This is a genomic window from Micromonospora sp. RTGN7, from assembly GCF_033804645.1.
GTDB lineage: Bacteria > Actinomycetota > Actinomycetes > Mycobacteriales > Micromonosporaceae > Micromonospora.
This window is the reverse complement of record NZ_JAPZLF010000004.1, coordinates 362,221-374,147: the sequence shown is the minus strand read 5'-3', so window position 1 is coordinate 374,147 and position 11,927 is coordinate 362,221. Positions and strand designations below refer to the sequence as shown.

Sequence of the window (11,927 nt, the reverse complement as noted above, 5' to 3'; positions counted from 1 at the left end):
GTATCCTCGCGCCTATCGTCAACTTATCGTCAAGTTAACGCAAACAGGCTCGGCCACGCTGCCGACGAAGGACGCGAGCCCCCCTCCCCCCACCCCGGCCGATCCCGGCCCACGACCGTCCAGAGATGGGACGTCATGACGGACCCCGAACCGACCGGCCCGGTCCCGAACCCGCCGGCCCGCCAGCCCTTCCCGACGCCGCCGACTCCCGCCTCCAACGCCACCCGCCACCTCTGCGTAGGCGCGTATCTCGACGAGGACTTCCAGCGCGCCAGCCTCAACGAGGTCTACCACCAGCGTCGCCGCCTGATCGCCCCCTCTTACGGCTTCGACCTGATCGCCGTGCTCGGGCAGTGCCTCCAGGCCCGCCGGCTCGCCGTCATCCGCGACGCCGCGATCGTCGTGGTGCTGGGCGGCGCGCTCTGCGCCGCCCCACTGGCGATGACCTTCGTCATCGGCCTGCTGATCACGCTCTACCTCTTCACCTCCAGCTGGCAGGTCGTCCGGGACACCGCCCGTGAGCTGCGCCGGGGCCGATCCGCCAGCGCCGGAGTCATCGTCGGCCGCGCCGTGGTGATGGTCTTCCGCATCGTCGCCGCGCTCACCATCTCCTTCGTGCTCAGCACGCTCACGGCGGGAGTCGCCCTGGTCGGCCTCGCCGGGAGCCGGGAGGACGACGGCACCTCGGGCTCGCTGAGCTCGATGTCGCTCGCCCTCGCCCCGGTGACCACCGTGGGGCTGCTGGTCTTCGCCCTCGGCGCTCCGATCGCGGCCAACATCCTCCGGCAGAGCCAGCTCGAACGGCTCGCCCCCGGCTGCACGCCGCCCGCGCCGGCCCGCTCCGAGCGGTTCGACGAGATCCGCCGGCAGGAGAGCGGCAACACCGTCGTCTTCGCCGGCTACCGACCGTTCGTCGGCTCCGGCGTGCTGGTGAAGAACTGGGGTTTCGCCCAGCGGCTGGTCCGCGCCGGCGACCCGCTGACCGGCCTGGCCCCGGAGGCAAACCGGGAGTTCGACACCGCGCCCTTCAGCGCCGTCGAACTGCTGGCCCACCTGCGCGACAACCTCGGCCGGCTGGCCACCGAGCAGGAGCCCGAGCAGCAGCTTCCCGGGCTGACCGTCGACGACCGGGTCTTCCTCGCCGGGACCGAGGTCGCCCACCTGGTGCCGTACACCGATCCCGCCCACCTGCCGGGGATCATCCGCCACCCCACCGCGCCGCTGCGGCACTACCTGGTCTGCCAGGTGATCTCCTGGCGCGGCGAGTTGGTCACCACGGTCTACGTGCACGTGGCGGTCCAGGGCCGGGCGCTCTACATGGAGTTCACCTCCACCGCGCTGCCACCCTGCGACGAGCGGTTCCGGGTGGTCGACCAGGTCGGCGGGACCGGGCCGGCGGCGTTCTTCCGGGCCGGGATCCGGGGCCTGCTGTACGCGCCGGGGACCATCGGTCGTGCCCCGCTCAACCTCGTCCGGGCCGGGATCGAGGCCCTGTCGAACTCCCTGCCCGGGTCCAACGGGCCGACCCGGCTCGGGTACGACTACGGGGCGCGCAGCAGCGTCCGGGAGCTCGGGATGGCCGCCGACACCCGCCACCACCTGCAGACCCAGGAGGTCGACAAGCACCAGCGGATCATCGAGCGGCGACTGCTCGCCGTCGTGCTCGACTTCCTGGAGCGACGCGGGGTGGACACCAGCGAGTACCGCCAGCGGGCCACGACCCTGCTCAACGCAGGTGCCATCGTCACCGGCGGCAACCTCACCGTGCAGGGCGACGTGCACAGCAGCCAGACGAACAACCCGCCCCCCGGCGAGGGGGCGAAGCGATGAGCGAGGACCGGGCCCGCAACACCGGCCTGCACGTCACCGGCGGCACCGTCCGGGTCGGCGGCAACGTCAACGCCGTCCAGCACAATCACGCCGCCGCACGGTGGGACCTCGCGTCGGCCGACCGCCGGGCCGATCGGCCGGCCGAGGTCGGGATCCTCACGGTCCTGCTGGAGGAGATGGCGGCGGTCGTCGAGGTGCTGGGCCGGGCACCCGACTACCGAGCCGAGCAGACGTACGGCGGCCGGACCGTGCACCGGGCCACCTTCGCCGCCGAGGGCGGGCCGGTGCGGGTGGCCGCCGCCCAGGCCCTCGAACCGGGCACGCACTCCGCCTCCTCGGCCTACCAGGAGCTGCGCCGACGGTTCGCGCCGCCGATCGTGCTGCTGGTCGGCATCGCCGGCGGGGTGCACGCGGACGTCGCGGTCGGCGACGTGGTTTTGGCCGACGAGGTGATCTGGTACGACAGCCGCCGGGAGACCGAGGACGGGCCCCGCCGTCGGGGGCGCACCCAGCCGATCGCGGCGGTGCTGCGGAACCGGGTCAACGCCTTTGTCGTCGAGCACGGCCCGGTCGTCGGCCTCGGGGCGGGCGAGGGCTTCCGCGTCCACCGGGGACCGATCGGCTCGGGCAACGCGGTGGTGACCGACGCGGCCTCGGGCATCCGGTCCTGGCTGACCGAGGTGCACGAGAAGACCCTGGCCGTGGAGACCGAGGCGGCCGGGGTCGCCCAGGCGTTCTTCGAGGAGATCACCGACGACCGGGCGCTGCGCGGCTGGATGACCGTCCGGGGCATCTCGGACCGGGCCGACCGGCACAAGGGACACGCCGACCACACCCTGGCGGCGCGGCACGCCGCGCTGGTCGTGGAGCGGCTCCTGCCGTACCTGCGACTGGTCGAGGACACGCGGTGACCGGCGCCGACGACCCGCGCCGGCCCGGCCGGGACCCGGTTCCCGCCCGGCCGGCGACGCTGGTACGCAGGCTGACCAGCGGGGAGTTGGAGGCGTACCTCGTCTCCGGGACGGCGCTGGTCGTCGGCGCGCTCGGCCTGCTGAACGTGACCAGCCCGGACGTGGTCGCCGCCGCCACCCTCGCCGTCCTCGGCGTGATCACCTTCGACCTGCTGACCGGGCGTCGACGGCTGGGGCGCATCGAGTCCACCCTGCGCGACGTGACCGGGAGCCTCCGCCCGGACGTGGGCGACTCGGCGGACCGGCTGCTCACCGCCGCCGTGCCCGGCGCGGCGGTGGGGCTGGCGGGCGCGCGGGACATCCGGCTGGTCGGGGTGACCCTGAGCCGGACGATCCGCAGCCACCTCGACGACCTGCGGCAGCAGTTGGCCGCGGGCGCGACGGTGCGGGTCGCGCTCATCGACCCCGCCGGCCCGGCCCCCGAGGAGGCGGCCCGCCGCAACGGGTTGCCCGCCGGCGGCGCCGAGGTCTTCGCGCACCGGATCCAGCCCACCCTGGACCTGCTGGACTACCTGGCGGCCCAGGTGACCGGCGGCGGACGGCTGGAGGTCCGGCTGCTCCGCTTCGTCCCCGCCTTCGGCATGGTGCTGGTCGACCCGGAGAAGCCGAGCGGCCGGATCTCAATCGACGTCTACTCGCACCGGCCCGACGGACGCGAGGCGATGGTGACTCTGCGTGCCGACCGCGACCCGGTCTGGTATCAGCACTTCGCTCGCGAGTTCGACCAGATCTGGGCCGGTGGCCGGAGCCGCGATGGCCGAAGCCATCCCTGATCGGGATCCGCGCGCCGGCCTCCGGTCGGGCCGCTACCCTTCCGGTGTGTCCGACCAGCGCACCGTCTTCCGGATCGCCATCGATCTGGCAATTCTCACGATCCGTGACGGCCGGCTGGCGGTCCTGCTGATCGAGCGCGGCAAGGCGCCGTTCGAGGGGCGGGCTGCGCTGCCCGGCGGTTTCGTCCGGGCCGGCGAGGACCTGGACGACACCGCGGTGCGGGAGCTGTCGGAGGAGACCGGGCTGGAGGGTCGCGCGCTCCACCTGGAGCAGGTCCGCACCTACGCCACGCCGGGGCGGGACCCGCGCGGCCCGATCGCCTCGGTCGCGTACCTGGCCATCGCCCCCGACCTGCCCATGCCGGTGGCCGGCACCGACGCGGCGCGGGCCCGGTGGGAGCCGGTCGACCACGACCGGCTGGGCCACGGCTGGCTGGCCTTCGACCACGACACCATCCTGGCCGACGCACTCGAACGGGCCCGCGCCAAGCTGGAGTACGCCCCGCTGGCCACGGCGTTCTGCGGCGAGACGTTCACCATCGGCGAGCTGCGCGCGGTCTACGAGGCCGTCTGGCAGGTACGCCTCGACCCGCGCAACTTCCACCGCAAGGTGACCGGAGTGAGCGGCTTCGTGGTGCCCACCGGGGAGCGGCGCAACCCGCCCACCGGCCGGCCGGCGGTGCTCTACCGGCGCGGCGACGCGACCATGCTCTACCCGGCGATGCTGCGCCCGGGAAGCGGTCGACAGTAGAACGCGCAGCCGCGCCCGCCCACCCAAGCCGGCGACGGTGACCCCACCCCGGAACGGGGAGATCTTGGACGCAACTGGCCCTTCCAGGGGCCAAAATCTTCCAAGATCTCCCCGCTCTCCGCCGAACGGATCTCGCTGGTGGCGATTGCGCTCGCCTGCCGCCGGGACACGTTGCATGCGTCTTTCGCACTTCGCAAAGGCTCCAGGGGCTTCCGCTCAGCACCTCCATGCATTTATATCGGTGCATGCCCGGCGGGTGTCGCCGGCCCCGCCGAGGAGGCACGCATGCGCGCATCCCGTCACCTGTCAGCGCTCACGTCGGTCGCGGTGCTCGCGGCCGTGCTCGCCGCGGCCGATCCCGCCGGGGCGGCCGTCGACCCGGCCACCGCCCGGGTCTCGGCGACCACCGCCGTCGGCACGCACAACGCGTACGAGCAGGGCACCTATGCCTACCTGGCCCAGGCGCTCGACGCCCGGCCGGGGATGATCGAGCTGGACGTCTGGCCCGACGTCATCACCCGACAGTGGCGGGTCAGCCACTCCAACCCGCTCGGCAACGGCAACAACTGCGTCGCCGCGACCAGCGCCGCCCAGCTCTACACCGGCACCCGCAACAAGAACCTCGAACACTGCCTCGACGACATCCGGCTCTGGCTGGCCGCCCACCCCACCGCCGGCCCGCTGCACCTCAAGCTGGAGCTGAAGACCGGCTTCAGCAGCCGCACCGGGCAGGGCCCGTCCCAGCTCGACGCGCTGCTCGCCGCCCGCCTCGGCGCGGCGGTGTTCCGCCCCGCCGACCTCAGGGGCGGGTACGCCACCCTCGACGCCGCCGCCCGCGCCGACAACTGGCCGACCAGGGCCCAGCTCGCCGGCCGGGTGATCGTGCACCTCATTCCCGGCACGGTGGAGGAGGGCAACCCCACCGACACCCTCTGGACCGACGTCGAGTACGCCCGCCACCTCGCCGGCCTCGCGACCGCCGGCACCCTCGCCTCGGCGCAGGCGTTCCCGGCCGTGCACCGGGCCGCAGCCGGCGACCCCCGCACCCGGTACGCCGACGCCGCCCTGCGCCCCTGGTTCGTGCTCTTCGACGGCGACGCGTCGGCGTACGTCACCGGCGGGATCGACACCGCCTGGTACGACGCCAACCACTACCTGCTGATCATGACCGACGCGCAGAACGTGCCCCCGGCGGTGGCGAACACCGACCCGGACGCGGCGGCGGCCCGGGTGGCGGAGCTGGCCCGCAAGCACGCGAGCGTCGCCTCGGCCGACTGGGCGGCCCTGCCGGGCGTGGTGGACGACGTGCTGCCGCGCGGCTGACCTCGGGTGGCTCCCACCTGAGTGCGCTACTACCTACGCTGGGCACCGTGAACATGCGCCGGCGGAAGAAGCTCACGAAGCGACTGATGGAGGCGGTGCGACACGAAGACAGCGCAGCCGTGAACGCACTCCTCCTCGCCGGAGCGGACCCCAACGCTGCCGACCACGAACAAACCACCCCGCTCTACCAGGCATCCGTCAATGGCGCGGGTGAACTCGTGCGGCTACTCCTCGCCGCCGGCGCAGCGCCCGACACCGAAAGCGGGCGAGGTCAGGAAGGAACACCTCTCTGCGCTGCCGCCACGTGGGGAGATAGCACCGTCGTACGCGTCCTTCTCGCCCATGGTGCCGTCCCGAACCTCCGCGAAGACCGAGGAACCGGCTATTCACCGCTGGACTGGGCGCTACGCGGCGACCATCCTCAGGTCGTCGACCTACTCATGGCCGCAGGCGCTCAGTCCACCGTTCCTACCCACGCTGACATCTGAAGCACGGCCCAGGCCCACGGTGCGGTAGTAGCCGGCAGCGGCGTTGAGTCCCGGCGCGGCCCGCTCCCAGGAGGGCGGGTCGACGGCAGACAGTGAGGATGGTGGGGTGGGTCGCCGGGCGCGCGACGAGCCTCTCCGCCGCCCGTGATGCTGACCGGGCACTATAGGCGGGTGGCCGCACGTCTGTTTCCTGAGTTCGACTTCGAGGCTCCTGACGAACATCGCCTGTACTTCCGGGACATGGCAGTCGCCATGGCCGAGCGGCATGTGGTGCCGTACGCGCAAGCTGTTCGGATCATCAACCATCATTGGGGCTGGCAAGACCATTTCGGCGAGTACAACTGGTTGATCTTTCACGAAGAGCCTGAGAACTGGGCGGATCATTTGCACCGCCTCCAGCTAGATCCCGGTTTCTGGGCGGATAATGGTGCTGGGCCGGGTGGGTGACGAACTGGGTGACAACCGGGGCGCACAACCACGGACGTCCGCGAATGTAGACAGACCGTTTCCGTAGGTGCCTGTGGACGGCCGGACTGGTCTCACGCCCGCGATTGTTCCTTCACGCCGAAGCGGTCAGTCCTGGCGCGTCGTCTCGGCGTGCCTGATGCGCCTGGTCAACGCCGATGCAGGCGATAACAGCAGACAGATCCTCGGTGAGGAAGAGTTGGAAGTGGTAGCCCGGGTCTGTGACCTTGACCCAGCCCAGACGCACAACCTGATCCCTCGCGTCTTGCAGGTGTTCGACGCCTTCACGGAAGCCAAGCGTGGCGATTCCACGCTCTCGGCAGTGCCGCTCGCGGCGGTCGTAGATGCGGGCGAAGTGGCTAGCCGGCATGGCACCGTCCGCGATGGTGAAGTCCGCGCTGTGACGGAGCGCGTCTCGACACATCGCGTCGGCGCTGCCCCCGTCTGCCAACAGAGCGATCAGTTGATGCCGGTCCACATGGATGACGGTATCCAAGCCACGCCGAGCGGCGTGCGGCGGTGATGTCGGTCGCAGGTCACCGGGCAGGGGGTAACGCCAGGTCGGCAGCATGGGGGTCGACGGGGCTGGGTGACTAACCGAGTGACGACGGGGACGGACTTCGGCGGACGGGCGTGGGCACAGACGGACCGGTCTTGCAGCTCACTTGTCGTTCGGGAGCAGGTCGGGCGGCTGTGTTGGTTGCCTGGGGGTCAAGGAGTAGCAGTTACGGGAGCGTTGTTGATCTGCGCCGTCACGATCCGCACCAATCGGTTCCTGCCGTGGCTACCGGTCGAACACGCGCCGCCCACCTGCTCAACGCCGCCCGCGCCTACCTCCAGGCCGACGACCCGGCCAACGCCGCCCGGGTCCTGATCGACACCGACCGCACGGCACCGGCCGAGGTACGTCACCGCCCCGCCGCCCGAGAAGTCCTCGCCCAGGTAGCCCGCGACCCACACGCCCCCGCCACGATCATCCAACTCGCCATCGCCCTCGGGGTGACCTGAACATGACCGGGCCGCACCTGTCCCTGGCCCAGATCCGCAACCGACTGATCCTCACCGCCCGCACGATCCTCCGCGATCACCGGACCAGCCCGGACGGCCGCTGCCGGATCTGCCGCACACCCGACTGCCCGGTGGCGACCGCCGCCCGCAACGTCCTCCACACCGCCGAGGAAGCACAGCAGCGAAGTACCGCAACCCCACCGACCACAACCGACCGGCACGACCCTCAGCAGGCCGAATGACGAGCGTGGTCCGCCTGCGCGTGCCCGAGCCCCTTGCCGGGTCAGGAGGCGCCGTCGGCGCGCAGTGGAAGGACCTTCGGCCGGGCGGCGTCGAGCAGCGACCCGAGCACCGCGCCGATCTTGTCGGCCGGCATCGGCTTGAAGAAGTGGTATCCCTGGGCCGCCGTGCAGCCCAGCTCGGCCAGGGCGAGCCGCTGCTCGGCGGTCTCCACGCCCTCGGCGACCACCCGCAGGCCCAACTCGTGGGCGAGCCCGACGGTCGCCCGGACGATCGCCGCCGCCTCCGGTGAGTCGGCCATCCGGATCACGAACGACCGGTCGACCTTCAGCTCGTCCACGGCGATGCGGGTCACGAACGACAACGACGAGAACCCGGTGCCGAAGTCGTCCACGGCGAGCTGCACACCCATCGACCGCAGGGTGGTCAGCACCTCGTCGATGACCTCCAGCTCGCTCATCATCACGGTCTCGGTGATCTCCAGCACCAGCCGGTGCGGCGGGACCTGGTGTCGGCGCAGCGCCTCGCCGATCTCGGCCGGCAGCCGGGGGTCGAGCAGGCTGCGGGCCGAGAGGTTCACCGAGATCGGCACGTCCAGCCCTTGGCGGGCCCAGTCGGCGGCCACCGCGAGCGCCTTGTCCAGCACGTACCGGGTGAAGGTGCCGAGCTGCTCGCTGTTCTCCACCGGGCGGATGAAGTCGTTCGGGCCGAGCCAGCCCCGGCGTGGGTGCCGCCAGCGGATCAGCGCCTCCACCCCGGTCGGTGCCCCGGTGGCCAGGTCCACCGCCGGCTGGAGGGCCAGCACCAGCTGGTCGTCGGCGGCCAGTGCCTCCCGCAGCTCCGCGAGCAGCGCGAGCTGGTCGGTGCTCGCCGCATCCCGGGAGCTGTCGTACGAGGCGACGTTCCCGCCGCCCTCCTTGGCCTGGTACATCGCGATGTCGGCCCGGCGCAGCAGCTCGGTCAGGTCGGCGGTGCCGGCGTCGGCCACCACCACCCCGACGGAGACCTCGATGGACATCCGCACGCCGGCCACCTCGGTGGGTGCGGCCAACCGCTCGGTGATCTCCCGGGCCTGGCGCAGCGCGTACGCCATCGGGGCGGTCCGACCGCCGATCACCGGGACCCGCGTCAGCAGCAGGGCGAACTCGTCGCCACCGAGCCGGCCCAGCAGGTCACCAGAGCGGGTCAGCGCGCCGAGCCGGTTGGCGCTCAGCCGCAGCAGCTGATCGCCGGCGGCGTGCCCGAGGGTGTCGTTGACCTCTTTGAACTGGTCGATGTCGAGCAGCAGCAGCGCGACCGGGTGGTCGTGGGCGCGCTGACGCAGCGCCTGGTCACCCTTGCTGAGCATGGCGGCCCGATTGAGCAGCCCGGTGAGCGGGTCGTGAATCGCCTCGTACGAGGAACGGGCGGTGACCAGCCGTAGCTCGCGGTGGGTCGCGGCGTCGTGCAGGGCGGCGGCGAGCGCGTCGGAGAACGCGGCGACGGCGTCCTGCTCGCAGGCGCTGGGCGGCGCGGTGCGGGAGAACCGGACCCGCAGCTCGCCGACCCGGGTGATGCCGATGGCCAGCGGTCGGACCAGCTCGTGCTCGTCGGGGCCGGAGCGGCCCGGCGGGCTCACCTCCCGGTCGGTCACCTGGCCGCCGGCGTCGCCCCGGTAGCGTCGCCACCGGCCGTCGCCCCGCGCCACGTCGACCTCGACCACCTCGGCACCGAAGAGGGTCGCCGCGCCGGTCACGGCGGCGGTGGCGACACCCCGCTCGTCGAGCTGGTTGAGCGCGGCGGTGGCCTCGGCGAAGGCCCGCCAGGTGCGCCGCTCCTGGTCGGCGCGGAGCCGGTGGCGGTAGGTCTGCTGGAGCAGCCAGAGCACGGGTGGGACCAGCAGCAGCCAGCGGGCGTCGATCTCCACCAGCGCCACCACGACCAGGCCGACGGCCATGTTCCCGATGAACATCAGCAGCTTGCCGCGGAGCGCCGCGAGCAACGGCGGCACCATCGGCACACCGTCGCGCAGCGCCACGGTAACCGCGCCCAGCCCGGCGCTGACGAGGAGATACGTCACCGAGCCGGCGACCAGGGCCAGCGCGAGCTCCGGCGTGGGGGCCGCCGACAGGGGCGCGCCGAGGGCGGTGGCGACGGTGACGGCGAGGGCGGTGGCGACGGTCAACGAGGCCACGATGCGGACCGTCTCCAGCAGCGACCGGCGGTCGGCGGCCACGGAGAGGGCCGCCCAGGCCACCCCGGCACCGAGCAGCGCGGCGGCGGGGAGCCAGCTGGCGGGCACCAGGTAGAGGGAGACGATGAGTGCGGCCTCGCCCCAGGTGATGCTGACCATTGCGGAGCCGACGCGGAACCGCAGCCGGGCGAGCTGGGCCAGGGCGAAGACCGCGACGCCGATGGCGAAGCGGGCGGCCGCCGGGATCGGGGCGTCGGACGGCAGGTGGGTGGGGAGGATGAGACCGATCGCAGTGGCCGAGAGGGCGGTCAGCGCGATGGCGACGGTCAGCAGCAGCAAGCGACGCGGGACGTCGCGTACGCCGAGCGGGTCGATCCGGTCGCCGACTCTGCCGGAGGTCACCGGCCTCCCCCGTCGGCCGGTCGGCGAATGGCACGGTGGGCAGCCGTCGTTGACCCGGTCATCGGCGCCCCCTCCCGCGCGCGGCTACGGGGACTTTTGGGCCCCCGGCGGAAGGCTAAGCCAAAGCCGGGGGCCGCAACAGGGGTCGACGACCCGGTTCAGCGTGATTCACGTGCGGTTCACCCGTCTCAGCCCTGCTGGGGCGGGCTGGGAGTGTTCGGGCGTGAGTCGTGCTTCTCAGTCCCGTCTGTCGGATCGATGACTCCCGCGTCGACCCGGCCCGCGTCGGGGGCGACGCCGGCCGTGGGGAAGCGGTCGGGCAGCCGGCGCAGCCGGGCGTTCATGTTGCGGATCAGCAGCACCGTGGCGGTGGCCAACACCAGGATGAGGAAGAGTCCCATCGGACCGGCGAGACCACCCGTGCGGGTGTCACCGAAGTTGTTCTCCGCGAGCACCTGGGCAGCAATCAGCATGGATTTCCTCCGTTGTGCGGCTGGTGACCAGGGTAGCCCTGCGCCGGGTCAGCGGGCATGGGCCGTCTCGCGCACCCCGGCGAAGAGATCGGACTCGGGCAGCGGGCTGTCGACCACGGAGCGGGCGAGCTGGAAGTCCTCCGTCGGCCAGGACCGCTGCTGGAGCTCCATCGGCACCTGGAACCAGAAGCCGTCCGGGTCGATCTGGGTGGCGTGGGCGCGCAGCGCGTCGTCGCGGACCGGGAAGTAGTCCGCGCACTCGACCCGGGTGGTGATCCGGGGGCCCTTGTCGGGGCGGTCATCCCACCGCTTGAGCCACTCCTCGTAAGGCGAGGGGAAACCTGCGGCGAGGATGCCCTCGTGCAACGCCAGGATCTTGCCCTTGGAGAACCCCACGTCGTAGTAGAGCTTGAGCGGCTGCCAGGGCTCGCCGAGCTCCGGGTGGCGCGTCGGGTCGCCGGCGGCCTCGAAGGCGGCGATGGTCACCTTGTGGGTCATGACGTGGTCGGGGTGCGGGTAGCCGCCCTCCTCGTCGTACGTGATGACCACGTGCGGACGGAACTGGCGCATCAGCCGCACCAGCGGGCCGGCGGCGACCTCGACGTCCTGGAGGGCGAAGCACCCCTCGGGCAACGGCGGCAACGGGTCCCCCTCGGGCAGCCCGGAGTCGACGAAGCCGAGCCACGCCTGCTCGACGCCGAGGACCGCGCGGGCCGCGTCCATCTCGGCGCGGCGGATGTCGCCGATGTTGGCCCAGACGTCCGGCCGGTCCATCTTCGGGTTGAGCACACTGCCGCGCTCACCGCCGGTGCACGTCACGACCAGGACATCGACCCCCTCGGCCACGTATTTCGCCATGGTCGCGGCACCCTTGCTCGACTCGTCGTCGGGGTGTGCGTGGACGGCCATGAGACGCAGCTGCTCTGCCACTTACGGCGCTCCTCGTCTGTGCCCACCGACGCTGACCAGACGGCTGCGCGGGCCGACCTGTCATCCTTGACTCATCATCGGTGACTCAGCGCTCTTCCGG

Annotated in this window: 13 protein-coding genes; 9 read left to right on the top strand and 4 right to left on the bottom strand. The window is 72.1% G+C overall.

Translation table 11 applies throughout. From position 1 onward, the window contains the following. Window positions 1-135 precede the first annotated feature (135 nt). The 7 genes from SNR22_RS08665 to SNR22_RS08635 all read left to right on the top strand — a co-directional run bounded on the left by SNR22_RS08665 (window position 136) and on the right by SNR22_RS08635 (window position 6,583). On the top strand, window positions 136-1,830 hold the full coding sequence (locus SNR22_RS08665) for a hypothetical protein (protein ID WP_320065960.1): 1,695 nt from the start codon (window positions 136-138) through the stop codon (window positions 1,828-1,830). Beyond that, window positions 1,827-2,741 (top strand): hypothetical protein, encoded by a 915-nt coding sequence (locus SNR22_RS08660; RefSeq protein ID WP_320065959.1) that lies wholly within the window; start codon window positions 1,827-1,829, stop codon window positions 2,739-2,741. Before SNR22_RS08665 ends, SNR22_RS08660 begins: the two co-directional genes overlap by 4 nt. After that, window positions 2,738-3,574 carry a hypothetical protein gene (locus tag SNR22_RS08655; RefSeq protein ID WP_320065958.1) on the top strand — a complete coding sequence of 279 codons (837 nt, stop codon included), beginning with the start codon at window positions 2,738-2,740 and terminating at the stop codon, window positions 3,572-3,574. Before SNR22_RS08660 ends, SNR22_RS08655 begins: the two co-directional genes overlap by 4 nt. A 46-nt stretch (window positions 3,575-3,620) precedes the next feature. Next, on the top strand, window positions 3,621-4,325 hold the full coding sequence (locus tag SNR22_RS08650; protein ID WP_320065957.1) for an NUDIX hydrolase: 705 nt from the start codon (window positions 3,621-3,623) through the stop codon (window positions 4,323-4,325). 285 nt (window positions 4,326-4,610) lie between these two features. Further along, window positions 4,611-5,648, top strand: a complete 1,038-nt coding sequence (locus SNR22_RS08645; protein WP_320065956.1) for a phosphatidylinositol-specific phospholipase C domain-containing protein — start codon at window positions 4,611-4,613, stop codon at window positions 5,646-5,648. 53 nt (window positions 5,649-5,701) lie between these two features. Then, window positions 5,702-6,136 (top strand): ankyrin repeat domain-containing protein, encoded by a 435-nt coding sequence (locus SNR22_RS08640; RefSeq protein WP_320066022.1) that lies wholly within the window; start codon window positions 5,702-5,704, stop codon window positions 6,134-6,136. A 171-nt stretch (window positions 6,137-6,307) separates the two neighbouring features. After that, window positions 6,308-6,583 (top strand): hypothetical protein, encoded by a 276-nt coding sequence (locus SNR22_RS08635; protein ID WP_320065955.1) that lies wholly within the window; start codon window positions 6,308-6,310, stop codon window positions 6,581-6,583. A 112-nt stretch (window positions 6,584-6,695) separates the two neighbouring features. On the opposite strand, the gene SNR22_RS08630 is transcribed toward SNR22_RS08635, so the two are convergent. Then, complete coding sequence (locus SNR22_RS08630) at window positions 6,696-7,079, bottom strand: hypothetical protein (protein ID WP_320065954.1); 384 nt, start codon at window positions 7,077-7,079, stop codon at window positions 6,696-6,698. A 302-nt stretch (window positions 7,080-7,381) separates the two neighbouring features. On the opposite strand from SNR22_RS08630, the gene SNR22_RS08625 reads away from it, so the two are divergent. Further along, window positions 7,382-7,609 (top strand): hypothetical protein, encoded by a 228-nt coding sequence (locus SNR22_RS08625; RefSeq protein ID WP_320065953.1) that lies wholly within the window; start codon window positions 7,382-7,384, stop codon window positions 7,607-7,609. A 2-nt stretch (window positions 7,610-7,611) separates the two neighbouring features. Then, a complete protein-coding gene (locus tag SNR22_RS08620; protein WP_320065952.1) occupies window positions 7,612-7,851 on the top strand; it encodes a hypothetical protein in 240 nt (79 codons plus the stop codon). A 41-nt stretch (window positions 7,852-7,892) separates the two neighbouring features. Here the strand turns inward: SNR22_RS08620 and SNR22_RS08615 are convergent, their stop codons facing one another. The 3 genes from SNR22_RS08615 to mca form a co-directional block, all read right to left on the bottom strand. Next, the gene (locus SNR22_RS08615) at window positions 7,893-10,397 is read right to left on the bottom strand and encodes a putative bifunctional diguanylate cyclase/phosphodiesterase (RefSeq protein WP_413775611.1); all 2,505 of its coding nucleotides are present in this window, start codon (window positions 10,395-10,397) and stop codon (window positions 7,893-7,895) included. 215 nt (window positions 10,398-10,612) lie between these two features. After that, window positions 10,613-10,897 (bottom strand): hypothetical protein, encoded by a 285-nt coding sequence (locus SNR22_RS08610; RefSeq protein WP_320065950.1) that lies wholly within the window; start codon window positions 10,895-10,897, stop codon window positions 10,613-10,615. 48 nt (window positions 10,898-10,945) lie between these two features. Continuing rightward, complete coding sequence (gene mca, locus SNR22_RS08605) at window positions 10,946-11,827, bottom strand: mycothiol conjugate amidase Mca (protein WP_320065949.1); 882 nt, start codon at window positions 11,825-11,827, stop codon at window positions 10,946-10,948. Window positions 11,828-11,927 lie beyond the last annotated feature (100 nt).